The following is an 18,014-nucleotide window of genomic DNA, read 5'->3' on the forward strand; positions in this document are numbered from 1 at the left end:
AATATATAACAAAGGCAAGGGAAGTTTTCAGCTTGTGGAATGACATAAAGGAGGTTATGTACGATGAAATTATTCAAAAGTGCTGGAATTCTAATGCTGGCCGGAGTGTTTGCACTTAGCGGATGTTCGGGAGGCGGTGGCGAGTCAAAAAATCAGGCGGTAAACCCGGATCAGGATGCGAATTTTAATAAAACCGGTCTTCCGATTGTTAAAGAAGCGGTGACATTAAAGATGGTATCCCCGAAAGCTGCTTTAGCGCCGGATTACTCGAAAATGGAAATTTTTAAGCGGCTGGAAAAACAAACAAACGTAAAGATTGACTGGGAAAACATTCCAGACGCTGACTTTGCAGAGAAGAAAAATTTGTTGTTGGCCAGCGGAGATTTGCCAGACGCATTTTACGGAGCCGGATTCACAGATTACGATCTAATCAATTATGGTAAAGACGGAACCATTATTCCGCTGGAGGATTTAATTGATAAATATGCGCCTAATTTGAAAGCGCTTCTCGATCGTCGGCCTGACATTAAACTAGCCATCACAGCACCAGACGGTCACATCTATGGGCTGCCGTCGTGGGAAGAGAATAAGCTCGATACCAACCCCTTCTTTCACGTCATCAATAAAAATTGGCTCGATAAACTGGGCTTAAAAGTACCTCAAACGCTGGACGAATACACGCAGGCTTTGATTGCCTTTAAAACAAAGGACCCGAACGGCAATGGCAAGGCTGATGAAATCCCATTAAGCTTTATGCACATGCAGTGGTGTAGTGACATTGCCGGCATATTCGGAGCTTTCGGTCTTCCGGATAATTTGGAACATCGGATTGTCCGCGAAGGTAAAGTGATCTTTACCGCTTCGCAACCTCAATATAAGGAAGCATTAAAATATATTCATGATAACTGGTATAAACAGGGGCTGATTGACCCTGAATCGTTCACCCAGGACGCCGCTCAGTATTTAGCAAAAGGCAAAACACCAGATGAAACGCTCGGCTCCTACGTTTGGTGGGAAGTCGAAGAAGTTGTCGGACCGGAGCGTAGTAAGGATTATGCTCTGCTGCCCCCGCTTAAAGGCCCAAATGGAGATCAAATGATTGGTCGCAACAACGGCGGAGGACCGGGACGAGGTAGCTTCGTGATTACAAAGGAGAACCGTTATCCGGCAATGACGATGCGTTGGATCGATCAACAGTATGACCCTTACATGGCGGCTCAAATTCACTGGGGTCCGTTGGATGTCGTATTCAAGAAGGACGAAAAAGGAAAATTGGTGAACCTGCCGCTTCCCAAAGGAGTCTCCGCAGGTGAATTCCGTCAAAAAGTGGCTCCAGGCACAGGAAATCCGGGCGTCATTACTTTCGATGACTTCGGAAAAGTTGTTGATATGGAACCCCGAGCTCAGAAGCGTGCTGAGTATTTGGAAAAATATTACACTCCATATATGAAAAAGGAAAACTATCCGAGCATCTTCTTTGAACCGGATGAACTAGATAAAATTAATCGGATCGAGCCAGAACTTATTAAATATGTAAATACCCAAAGAGGCAAGTTCATCGTCGATGGCGAGGTAGATGAAAAGTGGGACAGCTATGTGAAGACACTCGAGAAGATGGGGCTGAACGAATTAATGGAGATCTATCAAAAAGGGCTGGACCGATATAATGCAAATTTAAAAAATAAATAATCAAACGATAGGTGGGGAGAAAACTGTGCTTGATGTAATAACCATTGGGGAAGTATTGATAGACTTTACGCCATCAGGTCGTACCGCGAGAGGCAACGAGCAGTTTGAATGTAATCCTGGAGGGGCTCCGGCTAACGTAGCAGCTGCTCTATCCCGTTTAGGAACTAGAGCGACATTGATTAGCAAAGTTGGGGATGATCAATTCGGTTCCTTGCTGCACGATACCTTGATGAACGTCGGCATCGACGTGTCTGGGCTTTCGTTTACAGATGAAGCCAATACAACGCTGGCATTTGTCCATCTGGATGACAACGGAGACCGATCGTTCAGCTTCTACCGGAAACCAGGAGCGGATACATACTTGCGCACGCAGGATGTCCCGTTCGATAGGATTGAAAACTGCCATGCACTGCACTTTGGTTCTTTGTCGATGACCCATGAGCCGGCCCGTACGGCAACAAGAGCGGCAGTTGTGAAGGCTAAAGAGGCAGGAGTCCTGCTTTCATTCGATCCAAATATCCGGTTTGCTTTATGGGAGAGCAAAGAGGAAGCGAAACAGAATATCCTTTGGGGCATGAAGTATGCCGACATCCTGAAAATATCGGAAGATGAGCTCCACTTTATAACGGGTAAAACTGATGTGGAAAAAGGCTCGCTAGAGCTGCAACAGCAATTCGGCATCGCCGGGATCTTCGTAACTTTAGCGGAAAAAGGCTGCTATTACCGATTAGCGGGTCATGACGGATATGTGCCGGGTTTTCAAGTAGAGGCCATTGATACGACAGGAGCCGGCGACGCTTTTCTGGGCTGCTTGTTATATAAGATACTGAAAGCCGGTGTTTCTTTGAATCAGCTGACCAAACAGCAAATCATCGGTATGCTAACTTTTGCTAATGCCGGCGGTGCATTAGTAACCACACGGAAAGGGGCTCTTCAATCTATGCCGACGACAGATGAAATTACCCAGATAATCGAGACAAATAAACAGCACGATGATGATAGATTTAGGCCGGGTTTTCATTTTTCACCTCACTCCCATTGGTTGAATGATCCGAACGGATTAGTCTATTACGAGGGAGTCTATCATCTGTTTTATCAGCACCATCCTTATAGCAATGAATGGGGACCGATGCACTGGGGTCATGCCGTAAGCCAAGACCTGGTTCATTGGGAGCATATGCCTATCGCTCTGTTCCCGGATGAGCATGGCGCTATTTTCTCCGGTTGCTGTGTGGTTGACTGGAATAATAGCAGCGGACTGTTCGATGGTTCCCATGGATTGATCGCACTCTTCACTAATGCAGACATCTGTCCGGAGACCGGACAACCTCGCCAGCGGCAAAGCCTGGCTTACAGCAGTGATAAAGGCCGAACTTGGCACAAATATGAGGGGAACCCAATACTCGACGAGCATGATCTGGTCGACTTCCGGGACCCCAAGGTGTTCTGGCATTCGCCAAGTGAATCCTGGATTATGGCTCTTGTCGCGGGAGACCACGTTCGGTTTTATCGTTCGGACAATTTGCGTGAATGGTCGTTGTCAGGCGAATTCGGAAAGATTGATGGCTCGCATGACGGAGTTTGGGAATGCCCTGATCTCTTTGAATTGCTGGTTGATGGCAGCGGACATTCCAAATGGGTACTTATCATAAGCATCGGAGATAATCCCAACTGTCCGGAAGGCTCACGCACGCAATACTTTATCGGAGAGTTCGACGGAAATACGTTCATCAATGACAATCCGGCCGATCATATCCTGTGGCTGGATTATGGCCGGGACAATTATGCGGGGGTCACCTGGTCGGATATAGCTGAGCAGGACGGACGGCGTGTGATCATCGGATGGATGAGCAACTGGAAATATGCTAACCAAACGCCTACCGGGGCCTGGAGAGGCACAATGACTCTGCCTCGCGTCTTGTCATTGACCAGCCGAGACGAGGGCGTAGTTCTGACCCAAATGCCTGTTCGGGAAATAGAGCAGCTGCGGAAAGGAACGCTCTGCTGGAATGAGGTTAAGGTTACGCCCGAGGCGCCGTTTACGCAAAAAATAAATGATGTTCTGCTTGAAATTGAAGCGGATATCGACATTCGTTCCGGGGACGAGGTTCACATTAAAATGAAGTCCTCTGGGCAAAGTGAGACTATTATCGGTTATGACCCTTGGCGTCAATGGCTATTCATCGACCGTTCGAAATCGGGCCTGACTGATTTCCACTCATCGTTTGCGTGCAAGCACGGTGCTAGAATGGTTTCGGAGAATGGGAAGATCAAGCTGCATATCTGGCTGGATCGCAACGCGGTTGAAGTGTACGCGAATGAGGGTTTGGTTGCACTGACGGATCAAATATTCCCTGATGCTCCGATGGATCGTATTGAGATAAGTGCGAAAACAGGGGAAGTTGTACTGAACTCGTTTCATATGCATGCTCTTAACTCCATCCATATTCCGAATGGCCCTACGGAGCAGGCATCAAGGAGGGTTGAAGTATGAGCCATGCAACCGATAATCGGGGATTGATCATGTATTGGGCCTTCAATGAAGGAACCGGTACAAGCGCTCTGGAGAGCGTATCCCAAATCAAGGATAATATCCAGTACGTATTTAACCAAGCGGAGTTTACTAAACCTTGCCCTCCACGGTGGAGACAGGGAGTAGTTGGAAATGGGCTCCTGTTCGACGGTTATTCGACTTACATTGCGCATTCGTTCGATGAGGGAAATCAGAACACCGAGCCAGAGTATCGATCAGCGCTAAGCATTGGAGTATGGGTAGCCCCACGCTCCTATGAATGGGGGGATGATGGCAAATTGTCCGCCATCGTGAACCGCTACAACCTGGATCGCAAGCAAGGTTATCTGCTTGGCATGTTCCGTCACGGTTCCTGGTCCTTCCAAGTCGGGCTGGAAGGAGGGGACTGGAAGGAACTTTGGTCGCCAGACGGCCATGAACTGCCCAAGAATGAATGGTCATACGTGAATGCTGTGTTCGATGGGAACCAAGGGGAAATCAAGCTGTATTTGAACGGCAGTGAAATCGCTTCAGCTGCCGTGCCTCGTGGTTCCCGCCTGGCTGAGGCGGCGGACACGGATCTTCTTATCGGCAAGAATAACCATAGCAGCCTGCTGGCGGAAGTGTTCAGCCTGCACATGTTTAGCGGTATCATTGATGAACTCAAGATTTATAATCGGGCGCTGAGCGCGGAAGAAGTGGCCGCTTCTTATCGGCATGTGCCGGATACCTTTCATGAAGGTATCCGGCCACAATTAAACTATGACGAGATCAAGCTGGACCGAACGCCACTGCTACTTGATCGGCACAGACCGCAATATCATGTTAGCCCGCCGGCCCATTGGATGAACGAACCCCATGCACCGATCTATTTTGACGGGCAATATCATTTGTTCTATCAGCATAACCCGCAGGGGCCGTTCTTTCATCAGATCCATTGGGGACATTGGGTAAGTCAGGATTTGGTGCATTGGCGTGATCTACCCGTGGCCCTGGCGCCCGAAAAGGATCAGCTCGCACCGGACGGGATCTGGTCGGGAAGCGCAACCTATGATGCTGACGGACTTCCTGTCTTGTTCTTTACGGCAGGTAATGACAGCGCTTCTCCGAATCAGAGCGTAGCGCTTGCCCGAAGCACTTATACCCTTGACGGAAACCCGGATCTGGTTCAGTGGGTCAAACATCCAGAGCCGTTGATCGTGCAGAAGAAGGGAATGGGCGCATTTGGGGATTTCCGAGATCCATTCGTATGGAAGGACGATGACGGCTGGTATGCTCTGGTCGGGTCCGGAATCGAAGGTGGGGCAGCACTGGCATTTGCGTCACAGGATATGCTGAATTGGACGTATAAAGGGCCGTTTTTTAAAGCGGATATTCAGAAGTTTCCTTACCTTGGACCCATCTGGGAGCTCCCTGTGCTTCTTCCCCTTGGCAGTGACAAGCAGGGGGGGAACAAACATCTCCTGCTTGTTAGCCCTGTGGGGAAGGGAGCGGATGTCGAGGTGTTCTATTGGATCGGACAACTTGACAAGCAAAATCTTTCGTTCATCCCCGATCAAGAAGAGCCTCAATTGATTGACGTCGGGGATTTCCATTTTACCGGACCGAGCGGAATGGTTGATCCGAAGACCGGCAGAAATATCGTCTTTACGATAGCCCAAGGCGACCGGACGTCCGAGATGGAATATAAGTCGGGCTGGGCTCATAACGCAGGCTTGCCGTTAAGCGTATATTTGAGGGATGACGGACGTCTGGGAATAGAGCCGATTCAGGAGCTTCAATCGCTACGTGGCGCCAAGCGGCTATCGCTTCGGGACCAGTCATTGGCTGAAACTAATGTACAGCTCAGGGATGTTCATGGTGACATGCTTGAGATTCAATTGGAATTGGAGCCCGGCAGCGCCAAACAATTTGGAATCAAGGTCCGTTGTACGCCGGACGGAGAGGAAGAAACTCTGCTGTATTATGATTGGAATCAAACGATGCTCTTGGTCGACCGGTCGAAAACGACGCTGCACCCGGGAGAAAAGTGCGGAGGGGTTCAAGGCGGGAAGTTGGAGCTACTTGGGGAGAATCTGAAGCTCCACATTTATTTGGACCGCTCCATGGTCGAAGCCTATGCAAACGGATTGAAAAGCCTGACAACCCGGGTATATCCGAGCCGTATGGATGCTTTGGGACTCGAGATTTGGGGAGATGGAGAACCGTTTGTTAAATCCTTGGATATATGGGATATGCAGTCCATTTGGTAAGACGATTGCTTAGGCGCTCCATACGAATGGGGTCATGCACAAATAATCAAGAAACTTTGCATTCCTCCGATTGGAAACGTTTCATTCATATTCTCCCTTCTTCATGACTATTCATCTTTGTACAAGGAGAGCATTTCGAAATGAGGTATCGATGTTCGTAAGTATAACAAGTTTCGAAGGAGGCTCGAGAATGAGGAAAGTAAAAATAGGAAAATGTTGGATATCAGGAATGGTTATATGGGCTATGGTGCTCCAGCTAGTTGTTCCGGGAATCTCTGTCGCATCCGAAAATAGAACTGTTGCTGGAGAAACGCTCATTCCTAAGAATGATGTGAAATCATCGGTTACGGATGCGATTTATCAAATCAAGAATATTCCTAAGAATGACATGGGATTGTCAGTTCCGGATTCAGTCTATCAAATCCGGAATCCTGGATTTGAAACAGGAGATTTGACGGGATGGACCGTTGTCAAAGGCGATGCGTTCGGTCCGAATAGCGTAACCGACGAAACGACTTGGTGGGCGGAAAAAATACCGTATAACCAGGAAGGAGCTTATCATTTAAACGGCTGGAAGTATGACGAATCTGCGACAGGTATACTTCGTTCCAGCACTTTCGTGCTGGGCGGCAGCGGCTGGATCAGCTTCAGGCTTGGCGGTGCGAAGAACCCAGACAAGGTATTTATAAATATTGTGGAAGTCGATACGGGACAAGTTATTGCCCGTTACGGAAATAACGCATTCGCCGACGTGGGCTTCCCAGATCCCGCGCTGGGCATGCGGCTTGCCAATATGGTGCAATACAAGGCGGATCTTTCCACATATTTGGGAAAGAAACTGTATGTGGAGGTCGTCGATAATGCAACCTCGGATTGGGGAGTCATTTTTGCGGACGCATTCTCCATGTACCATGAGTCGGAGCCAGCTGAAGGAATGGTTGCGACAGATATCAAGCCGGATTTCAAGCGCTATGAAATCGATAATCCAAGCTTTGAAACCGGAAATCTCGATGGCTGGACGGTTGAGGGAGCTGCTTTTGAAGTGACTGATGAAGCTCATGCGAGCAAAGAAGGGAACTTCTATGCCAAATCCTCCCTGCAAGAAAAGGGCTCCATCACTTCTAATACTTTCACGCTTCAGGGAACCGGAACAATTAATTTTACTGTTTTGGATATCCTCAAACCGGAAAATGCATATGTTGCACTTTACGATGCGAACAGCAACACATTGCTTATGAAAACCGGGAATGTCAGCGCGAACGAGAAAATCTCATGGAATGTGCAAGAACACTACAACAAGAAGCTCTATGTAAAGGTTGTCGATCATTCCAATGAAGCCAGCATTGCCGTTGATCGTTTCCAAGCAAGTGGTAGGGGGACTATTTTCTACTTAAACCTTGATGAAGGCGCAGGAAAGAAGGCGTTGGAGAAAGTACACAATCTTAAGCACGATGTGAACTATGTATTTAACAACGCCAGGTATATGGCATCGAAGGATCCGAGATGGACTCCGCGCGGAATAAAAGGCGGCGCCTTATTGTTCGATGGATACTCGAATTATATTGAGGTCAATGCAAACGATACTGTGCCTGTAAGCGACGCGTTAACCATCGAAGCATGGGTTGCACCGCGTAGCTATGAGTGGGGAGACGGAAACAAGCTATCTGCGATCGTAAACCAATCCGATCAGGATAAAGCGGAAGGCTTTTCTCTTGGTATGTATCGGCACGGTACATGGTCGATGCAAGTAGGCATCGGCGGTCAGTGGATTCAGGTATGGGTAAAGGATCACCCGTTGGAAAAATACAAGTGGAATTATGTGGCCGCTACTTTTAGTAAAGAAGATGGAAAAATTAAGTTATATCTAAACGGTGAGGAAGTGGCTTCCCAAGCAACCCCCGTCAACGTTCCGATCACACCATCTACCGAAAGTCTGATCATCGGGAAAAATAATAAACCTGTAGAGTTAGCAGGGGTGTTCTCCTTCAATATGTTCAGCGGGCTTTTAGATGAAGTGAAGCTGCATAATAAAGCCCTTACGAACCAGGAGATACTTGCTGGATATGAGAGCGTGAAGGCGCTTCATGGAGGTTCAATTCCGAAAATTCCGAATGCGGACATTGATGAGGATCCAAGTGTGTTTGACGGAGATCAGCACCGTCCCCAGTACCACGCGATGCCTCCGCAAAACTGGATGAATGAAGCACATGCACCGATTTACTATAACGGCAAATACCATTTATTTTATCAACATAACCCGCAAGGTCCATTCTGGCATCAAATCCACTGGGGGCATTGGGTGAGTGACGATATGGTGAACTGGGAAAATGTAAGACCTGCTCTTGCGCCCGAAGCGGGCACCCTAGATCCGGACGGCACGTGGTCAGGCAGTGCAGCGTATGATCGAAACGGCAATCCTGTTCTGTTCTATACCGCTGGCAACGACTCCTTGTCGCCGAACCAAAGAACAGGGTTGGCATCTCCGGCGGATTTGTCCGATCCCTATTTGGAAAAATGGGTGAAATATCCTAAACCGGTAACGGAGCAGAACGGAAAAGGCATCCACAACGAGTTCCGCGATCCGTTTGTATGGTACGACAAAGAGGTGGACAAGTGGTATCAGTTAGTGACATCTGGTCTTCCAGACTTCAGCAGCGGCACAGCTTTGGTGTATGTATCCGATGATATGTACAATTGGGAATATAAGGGGCCGTTATACGTTAGTGACAGAAGCCGTTATCCGGAGTTGGGTACGGTATGGGAGCTACCAGTGTTATTGCCGTTAGGCACAGATAGTACGGGCAAGAAAAAATATATTTTCATGATTAATCCCCATGAAAAGCCGGAGCATGTTCCTCCAGCGAACGATGTGCAAAGAGATGTTGAGGTCTTTTACTGGATCGGGACCTGGGACCGGGATAACTTTAAATTTATTCCTGATTCGGAGGCACCCTCCAAAATGGATGTAGGTGACGGCTATTTAACCGCAGAGAGCGGTCTGGTCACACCCGACGGAAGAACGGTCGTATTTTCCATGGTGCAAAATGTAAGAACACCGCAAGCCGAATATCAATCTGGATGGGCTCATAATTTATCTTTGCCGGTTTCCCTAAGCCTCGATAAGCATGATAAATTGCATATCGAACCGATTAAAGAACTGCAGAGCCTTCGAGGGAAAAAATGGGTTGATTTTTCGGACAAAAATTTGGAGAGTGCCAATCAATTGATTAAAAATGTCAAAGGCGACATGCTAGAGATTGTGATGGAGATTGATCCGCGTGAGGCTCAGAAATTCGGTCTCAAGGTGCGACGCTCGGAAAAAGGCCAAGAAGAGACGCTCATTTACTACGACAAGAAGAACGGGACATTCAATGTGGATCGAACCAAGAGCAGCATTGATCCGGATGTGCGTGTGGACGGCATTCAAGGAGGATATGTAGATCTTGACGGAGAGAACTTGAAACTCCATATCTTTCTCGATCGCTCGGTCATTGAAGCCTTTGCAAATTACAAGAAGAAGCTGACAACTCGTGTCTATGTAGGCAGATACGACTCCTTAGGCTTACAGATCTGGGCCGATGGCGATATCAATATCAAATCCATGCAAGTATGGGATATGAATGCCTTAACGGGTAAACCGGCTGCTCCGGTCTATGTACCCGATAAGTGGGATAATTCTGTGTATAAGGATATTACAGAGTTGCCTAACCATGATTTTGCTACGGGCGACTTAACAGGATGGATGACGGAAGGAGACGCCTTCCAGAATGTCCATGTGACCAATACCCAGTTCTTCTGGGACAACATTTACTTCAACCCGTCGCATAAAATTCCGGGCGGCTACCATTTGTGGGGCTTCAACGAGCAAGCCGGCGGCGACAGCTTAACCGGAGCGCTAAGATCTCAAAATTTCGTCCTTGGTGGGAACGGTAAGATCAACTTCCTTATCAGCGGCGGCCGGGATATAGATCGTCTGTATGTTGCGCTGGTTCGGGCGTCGGACGGCAAAGAGTTATTTAAAGAGACAGCGACCAATTATGAAGAATATCAACGAAAGATTTGGGATGCGTCGGATTATATCGGCGAGGAGCTTTACATTAAAGTGGTTGACCACTCCAAAGGCGGGTTTGGACATATTAACGTCGATGATTTCAACGTACCTGTTCAGGTAAAGAAGAAGACCAACAACTGACCTTGTCAATACAGAACACCCGTGAGTCCTGCAGTCACTCCAGGCAAACCGAATAGTCAGAGCAGCTTGTCATTCGAAATGGCAAAGGAAAACGGCAGGTACTTGTAAAACGAAGCTGAACCAATTTTATTTGGATGGGAGATAAAAATGTATTTAATTTAATGATTCGGTGTAGCAAAATGGATATTTCAAAACAAGTTGCTATTGTCAGCGGTTCAAATCGAGGTTTAGGCAAACATCTAGCTCTTGAACTTTAGCAAGAGGAGCTAAAGTATACGCTGGTGCGAGGAACCCAGAATCAGTCGATCTGCCTGGTGCTATTCCACTACAACTCATATTACTGCTCCGAAATCTGTGGTAGCTGCAGCAGAGATCGCAGTGGATGTTACCCTTCTAATTAACAACGCTGGTTCAGCAACGGGTGCTTCTCTGCTCACAGGTGAGCTGGATGATATTCATTTGTAATTCGACACTCATGTTTCTGGTACACTTTCAATGATTCGCACGTTCGCACCAGTGATTGAGAAGAATGGAGGGGGTTCGATTCTGAATATCCTATCCGTATTATCTTGGATCAATATAGACGAAGGAGGGGCATATTCAGCTGCAAAATCTGCTCAATGGGGAGTAACAAAAGCATTACGCTTAGAATTAGCTGCTAAGAACGTTAGGGGTGCCGGATTGCATGTAGCGTTTATGGACACGGACATGACAGCTGGCATCCATGCGCCTAAATCATCTCCAAAGGACATCTCTAGAACCGCAATCGATGGGATTGAAGCCGACCTCTACGAGATTGTTGACTGATGCTACAAGTCGGGAGGTACAGCAGGGTCTTGCCGGAGGAGTTCCTTCCCTGTACCCACGTACCCACATTTATTTCAATAAAAATACCCTACTCGATGCTTGTAGTGAAAGTATTGGTATTGATCGTGTGAAACTATAATAAATGAGATTTGGATTATACAGTATATTAACATATTAGGAGGAGTGAAACATGCGTTTTCTCGTTCATGTCAAAATTCAACCAGATGCACCGCAGGAAGAAATTGCGGAACAGTTGCCCGCAGAACAAGCACGGTTCGCAATTGGTGGAACAAGGGGTGATCAGTAAGAGCAAAAGCAATGGGCGGAGCAAGTGGTCTGCGTATCGGAATGCTAGAGGGTAACAAAGTGGATGGCTATATTACTGTCGGCACAGGTATTACTCCAATTAAAGAGATTAGAACTGTAAAAGCAGTGATTGATGACTTAATGCAAGATTTTAATTAATTGCCTTGTTAGACTTATCAATATGCAAAGAATAATTTTGAAATAGGATTTTTTTCGATGTTCTTGATAAGCTTTGCTTTTACCTTGGTAATAAATTGAGTTATACACTTTTTAAAAGTAAAATGATAAATGGATCATTGGACGTATTCTTTGGCCACAACGGGCGCGATATACTGGTTTCACTTGAAGTTAGCCCCTAACATTAATTGTTAGGGGTTTTAAATAGCTTCATTAGAAGAGTTGGGGACAAAGAAAGAATGCAGGACACACAAGACCATGTCTGTCGCTTTCAAAGTTTTTTTTTATTATGCTAATATAAAGTAAAGAGGGCGAACAAAAAACGCCAATAGGTACAAGTTCTTGTCTTTTAACGGTACAAATTCTTGTCCTAAGCAAAGGACAAGAATTTGGTCCCTTTGCCGAAATGGACAAGAACATGGTACTATTGCCGATTTGACCAGGTTCGATATTTTGGGCCTAGCCCCAAAGGTTGGCTTAACTTACTGTTACTCGATATGTTATGCAATTAGAAGTAGTGGCAAGGCCATTCCTTTTGAGGTGGACTAGAATGGCTGGCTGAAGGAGCAATCCTGAACATACATTTGGTCCAGATGGCGAGATTTTATGTGCTGGCTGATTAGGGGGTAGCCTTTATCCTTCATCTAATTCAGGCTTCTCCCCATATTCTTTACCGAATTCCTCCATCTTCTTTAGGACAGGCAGCAGTTTGTTTCCTTTCTCTGTCAGCGAATATTCGACCCGTGGCGGAACTTCCGGATACACATCGCGCTGAATAATTCCGTCGTCCTCCAGCTCCTTGAGTTGCTTGGTGAGCGAGCCTTGCGACAAGCCTCTCAGGAAATTTTTTATCTCGGTAAACCGGCGTCTTTCCCCTTCCAGATACCAGATAATGAAATATTTCCATCGCCCCGAAAGTACATTTTGCGTAAAGGCTATTGCGTACATATTTCTTTTTTCATCAATAAACTCTTTTTCAAATCCTTCATTACATACCCTCATGATATCGCTCCCAGTCTAAAAGTACAAAAATATGTACTACGTTCATTTAAATTGCCTTCTTTGCAAATGAAACGTATGGACTTATGATAGTGCCAAGGCTGCTAACTAATACAAATATTATTAGCAAGCTAATGATTATTGTAACATAACCCGGAGAGCAGACCAATTAAGCTTTACAGTATTATGCCAATAATGGTGCTAAAGAGAGGATAATAATTATGAAAAATCGTGTAACAGAAATTCTTGGTATTGAAAAGCCCATTTTACAAGGACCTATGAGTTGGATTACGAATGCTGAATTTGTTGCTGCCGTGAGTAATGCGGGTGGTTTAGGGATTCTTGGTCCGAATGCCGGTCAAACGACAATTACAACCTCTCCAGAGGAAACCGCAGAACGTATGCGCCGCGAGATTCGTAAAACAAAGGAACTGACGGATAAATCATTTGGTACAACTTTGATTACTGATGCAGATATGAAGTTCACTTGGCCAATTTTAGAAGTTGTCATTGAAGAAGGTGTTCAAGTTATTCTTCTTAATGGTGTTGAAGGAACATTGACTGAAAAGATCATTACCCCATTAAAGGAAGCGGGCATTAAGATTGTTTATCGTCCTTTGACTCCAACGATCGAAGATGCAAAGGCTGCTCAAGCTATGGGTGTTGATGTTTATGTTGTTACTGGATTTGATGAGGGTGGAACATTGCCAACAAGTATCATTGGTACGTTTACAATAACTCCTATGATCGTTGATGTGCTTGATATTCCAGTTATCGCTGCTGGTGGAATCGGTGATGCTCGCGGTGTTGCCAGCGCCTTTGAATTGGGGGCAGAAGGTGTCTTTTTAGGAAGCCGTTTTATTCCTACTGTTGAAAACCCCGCAGCACAATCAGTAAAGCAAATGATAGTGGATTCATCTGCAGCAGATTTGTTGTTGTACCGTACTTTACCAGCTTACTATCGTTCGTTGCCTACACCGTTTGCTGAAAAATTGGTGGCTATGGATAACCAGGGCGCATCTCGTGAAGAAATTGCTAAGGTTGGGGGTAGTTCAAGTGTAATCCGTATCGGTATGCTTGAAGGTAACGGCGAAGGTGGTATTATCACTGTTGGTACTGGAATTACGCCAATCAAAAAGATCCAAACTGTACAAGAAGTGGTTGATGAGTTGGCAGCTGGTATTAAGTAAAAACGGAGACCCATCCTTTGAATAATACGCTTGAATTACTTCAAAATCATACCTCTGTTCGTTCTTATGCGAATAAACCCTGACGGAGGAACAACGGGAGGCCATCTTTAAGGCAGCTAATCAAACGAATTTACCTAAATATGTGATTCCGTGGGTAGGGCTATGTATCGGTATTCTGTCGGGAGATAAGCCTGCTCTTAAGCCGCGGTTACCTCTAATCCATGGTATTATTTGAAAACCAGTATCAGCCACTCGATAAAGAGCAATTAGAGCCGTCTATGATAATATCAGACTGTTAAACAAGGGCTATCGATACGAGACATACTTGCCTATGGAGTCATTAACTATCATCCGGTAGTTGCAGGGACCCCCTTACAAGTTGCTGACTTCTTGGAAGAATGGTTTTTGGCAGAGGCATGTGACGGCTTCTCGGTTGTTCTGGATATAGCCTATGATGGAGTTGCTGATTTTGTGGAACTGGTTGTCCCAATTTTGCAGGACCGCGGTTTGTTCTACAGAGAATATGGGAGTTCCCTACCAATACGGAAGTCTAAAATAAATAATAATAATTTCTTACTACCCGATCAGCGACGTAAAATAACTTTTAGAATAGGGAGAAATGAAAATGAGATTTGGAATTATAGGTGCAGGACCCATCGCGTCGAATATCGCAAAAAAATTAATTGAGAATGGACATGATGTCAAAATTGCAGATGCTCGCGGGATTGAACGGCTAGAGGGAAAAGAACTTGCAGGTACACCAGTGAGTGTAGATGAAGTAATAACAAACATTGCTGTTCTAGTCATATCGATCCCTTTCAACGCACTGCCAAGCATTCGCAGCATTGTAGATAAAGTTGGGGAGGAAGTAGTCGTTGTTGACACTTCAAATTATTATCCGTATAGAGACAATAAAATTGAAGAAATTGAGAATGGGTTGGTTGAAAGTGTTTGGGTATCAAATCAGTTAGGGAGACCTATCACTAAAGCTTTCAACAATTTATTAGCCTATACGTTAGAATATAAAGGAGCTCCCGAAGGTACCAGTGGACGACTTGCCATAGCGATTGCTGGTGATAACCAGTCGCATAAACAAATAACCATGAACGTAGTAAATGAGCTCGGCTTCGACCCAGTAGATAGCGGATCTTTAAGTGATTCGTGGCGACAACAGCCAGGAACCCCTGCGTACTGCACAGAACTTACCAAAGAGGAACTAACCGAAGCATTAAAAAAAGCAAATAAAGAAAAAGCTCCATTCCAACGCGATAAAGTGATAGAGAAGCTATCGGCAGCTACTGGAGGATATTCGCACCAAGACATTGTGAACCTGAATAGAGATATATATAACTCCTGAGTTGAATTTTTTTGCCTTCAATCTTTATCCGTGTGCTTTAAAAATCTTGGCGGAGGCCTGTGCAACGAAACGGATAATGTGCAAACCAAGCAAGAGCTAATGTCCTCCGCATCTATAACAGGCAAAATAAGAATTTCAAACCGGACACGTCGGCCGGAAAGCGAAGTCATGAAGAAGGCGCATCAAGAAGGATTTTCTCCTCAATCATTGGTTTTGCGACCTTAGTTGAGTATCTAATGAATATTAAAGATCATTAGAAATACATTTATCCATGGATTATCCAAAGATTTTAAACAGATTAGGTACGTGGGTTCTTACAAAGAAGCATGAATATTAAAAACAACTCCTGGTGAGTTGTTTTTTTATGGCAGAACAGGGGCTTGGTCGATAATTAAATTTGTTTGAACGACAGGATAACATGGTGAAAAGCTTTCTCAGGAAGAGCGCGAGGAAAAGTACTGGAAGCAACTTAGGCAAACACAGTATAGAAATGTTAAGTTATAGATGCAATGGACGATATAGAAAATTATTAGGGAAAGGAACTTAAACTGAAATAAATCCATTCATTGCAGAATTATCATTTAGAAGAGTGGGATACTCAAGGGAATTTTATTAGAACAGATCAATCTGTGAAAATCAACAAATCAAAGTTTAGAAAGAACAAGGTGAGTAAATGCTTAATGAAACTGAGGTGCTAAACTGATATGTTATTCAGAAATAGGTGAATATGGTGAGGTTTTACTAGAGGATGGAAGTACTGATAAAATAAAAGTTTTAGCAATTTGTAATTATGATGATCCAAAAATCCAATCTTTTTGCCTGTGACGAAAAATTTACGTAAGCCATAAGGAGTGTAATGATTGGATATATTAACTTGGTTACAAGAATGGTATTATTTACACTGCGATGAAGATTGGGAGCATCAAGAACGAATAAAAATAACAACGCTTGATAACCCAGGATGGCATATTAAAATTAATTTAAAAGAAACAGAACTAGAAACAAAAAATTTAATGCGCTTATAATAGAGAGAAGCGATGATGACTGGATTCACTGCAATATCGAGAGCAGTTTATTTTCTGCAGGGGGCCCAGGAAATCTAGGTGAAATGCTATCTATATTCTATAGATGGGTAAAGTTAGATTAATACTCGGTATCGCGAGAATGATAAAACAGATGTTAAGCCTTAGAACTTTTTAACCCATGCTTAGGCGGGTTTTCTTAACTGTGGAACCAAGCTAGCTCAAGATAAAGCAGAAGCCAAAAGACTTTGGGTTGAACGTGTGCTGAAAAAAACAAAATTCTCCTATTCATAGGGATATTCCGAATTACCATGCCATAATGTAAGATGAATATTAAAATTACGTAAAATAATAATTTGACGAATAAATGAGAATGAGATATATTGAAAATACGGAGGTACGTACATATAATGGATAAACAAATGAAAATGCACTATATGCAACGAATTGATGATAAACTATCTGATTTACCTTGGTACGTTACAGAATTTATCGATAGCAAAAAACGCAAGTTATCTCCAACAACACTTCTTAATTACTGTCATGATTACATTATTTTTTTCGATTGGCTTATTGCAGAGAATCTAACTTCATCAAATCGGAAAGAAATAACCTTAGAAACATTGGAGTTATTAACAATACGTGAAGTGGAAAACTTCTTGTCATTCCTGGATTATCAACTTGGAAACAAGAAACTTACGATAAATCGCAAATTGTCCTCTCTAAAATCGTTGTTTGATTACCTTCAGAATAAGGCTGAAACAAGCGACTTGAAGCCTTATATTCAACGAAATGTAATGGCCAAGATGGATTTGAATGCTATCAAAGAAAGCCAAGAAACCATTGCAAACCGTATTGAAGGAAAAATTCTAAGAAATGATGATTTCGAACTATTCAGGCAATTTGTAGCTTATGATTTTGGTGAAAAACATAAAGAAAACAAGCGTATTTTTACGTTTCATCAGTTTAATCGTGAGCGTGATACAGCAATCGTTTCGCTGATATTAGGTTCAGGGCTTAGACTGTCTGAGGTTGCAGGAATTAATATGGATGACTTAGATATGAATAAAGCTTTAGTTCGAGTGGTACGTAAAGGTGATAAAGAACAATACGTTTACTTTAGCAAACAGGCTTTAATGGATTTAGAAAGTTATCTGCAGATCAGAGAAACAAGATATTTACCAGATAAACAAGAAAACTATTTATTCATTGCAGCTCCTGTAGGTCGTAAAGGAAAAAGCCGTCGTCTGAAACAACGATCAATTGAAAAGCTGATTGAAAAATATGCAACTGCCTTTGGGAAACCTTCTCTAACAGTGCATTCGCTCAGGCATTCATTTGCAACGCGATATCATCTTGAAAATAACGATGTCCCAAGACTAAAGAATCAATTAGGGCATTCTTCCATTCAAACAACAATGATATATACTCACTTAACAGATGAAGAGATGCGTAATTCTGTGAATAATATGGATGTCGGGTGATAAAAACAATATCTCATTAATTGCTGC

Annotated in this window: 11 protein-coding genes and 1 pseudogene; 11 read left to right on the top strand and 1 reads right to left on the bottom strand. The window is 44.4% G+C overall.

Annotated elements, in window-relative coordinates; all coding sequences use genetic code 11:
- The first annotated feature begins 63 nt into the window (after positions 1 to 63).
- From WA407_RS22505 to WA407_RS22535, 7 genes are all read left to right on the top strand, one after another.
- On the top strand, positions 64 to 1,689 hold the full coding sequence (locus WA407_RS22505) for an ABC transporter substrate-binding protein (protein WP_336078411.1): 1,626 nt from the start codon (positions 64 to 66) through the stop codon (positions 1,687 to 1,689).
- Between the two features lie 25 nt (positions 1,690 to 1,714).
- Positions 1,715 to 4,183, top strand: coding sequence for a PfkB family carbohydrate kinase (locus WA407_RS22510; protein WP_336078412.1), 2,469 nt, complete (start codon positions 1,715 to 1,717; stop codon positions 4,181 to 4,183).
- Positions 4,180 to 6,453 carry a GH32 C-terminal domain-containing protein gene (locus WA407_RS22515; RefSeq protein WP_336078414.1) on the top strand — a complete coding sequence of 758 codons (2,274 nt, stop codon included), beginning with the start codon at positions 4,180 to 4,182 and terminating at the stop codon, positions 6,451 to 6,453. The genes WA407_RS22510 and WA407_RS22515 overlap by 4 nt, the downstream gene beginning before the upstream one ends.
- A 190-nt stretch (positions 6,454 to 6,643) precedes the next feature.
- A complete protein-coding gene (locus WA407_RS22520) occupies positions 6,644 to 10,645 on the top strand; it encodes a GH32 C-terminal domain-containing protein (RefSeq protein ID WP_336078415.1) in 4,002 nt (1,333 codons plus the stop codon).
- A gap of 495 nt (positions 10,646 to 11,140) precedes the next feature.
- Positions 11,141 to 11,452: an SDR family NAD(P)-dependent oxidoreductase gene (locus tag WA407_RS22525; RefSeq protein WP_235309795.1), complete on the top strand. Its 312-nt coding sequence runs from the start codon at positions 11,141 to 11,143 to the stop codon at positions 11,450 to 11,452.
- A complete protein-coding gene (locus WA407_RS22530) occupies positions 11,445 to 11,591 on the top strand; it encodes a hypothetical protein (protein WP_336078416.1) in 147 nt (48 codons plus the stop codon). The genes WA407_RS22525 and WA407_RS22530 overlap by 8 nt, the downstream gene beginning before the upstream one ends.
- A 179-nt stretch (positions 11,592 to 11,770) precedes the next feature.
- Positions 11,771 to 11,917: a hypothetical protein gene (locus tag WA407_RS22535; protein WP_231109365.1), complete on the top strand. Its 147-nt coding sequence runs from the start codon at positions 11,771 to 11,773 to the stop codon at positions 11,915 to 11,917.
- A gap of 651 nt (positions 11,918 to 12,568) precedes the next feature.
- Here WA407_RS22535 and WA407_RS22540 read toward each other — a convergent pair.
- Positions 12,569 to 12,937 carry a winged helix-turn-helix transcriptional regulator gene (locus WA407_RS22540; RefSeq protein ID WP_081112397.1) on the bottom strand — a complete coding sequence of 123 codons (369 nt, stop codon included), beginning with the start codon at positions 12,935 to 12,937 and terminating at the stop codon, positions 12,569 to 12,571.
- A gap of 218 nt (positions 12,938 to 13,155) precedes the next feature.
- Here WA407_RS22540 and WA407_RS22545 point away from each other — a divergent pair, with 218 nt between their 5' ends.
- The 4 genes and pseudogenes from WA407_RS22545 (at position 13,156) to xerS (ending at position 17,987) form a co-directional block, all read left to right on the top strand.
- A complete protein-coding gene (locus tag WA407_RS22545; protein WP_235309793.1) occupies positions 13,156 to 14,124 on the top strand; it encodes an NAD(P)H-dependent flavin oxidoreductase in 969 nt (322 codons plus the stop codon).
- Positions 14,125 to 14,749: 625 nt separating this feature from the next.
- Positions 14,750 to 15,481 (top strand): NADPH-dependent F420 reductase, encoded by a 732-nt coding sequence (locus WA407_RS22550; protein ID WP_069291974.1) that lies wholly within the window; start codon positions 14,750 to 14,752, stop codon positions 15,479 to 15,481.
- 860 nt (positions 15,482 to 16,341) lie between these two features.
- A pseudogene (locus WA407_RS22555) lies at positions 16,342 to 16,628 on the top strand (immunity 53 family protein).
- A gap of 285 nt (positions 16,629 to 16,913) precedes the next feature.
- Entirely contained in the window at positions 16,914 to 17,987 is a 1,074-nt protein-coding gene (gene xerS, locus WA407_RS22560; protein WP_336078417.1) for a tyrosine recombinase XerS, read from the top strand.
- The last annotated feature ends 27 nt before the right edge of the window (positions 17,988 to 18,014 follow it).

Source organism: Paenibacillus sp. 203, assembly GCF_037027525.1.
Taxonomy (GTDB): domain Bacteria; phylum Bacillota; class Bacilli; order Paenibacillales; family Paenibacillaceae; genus Paenibacillus; species Paenibacillus polymyxa_B.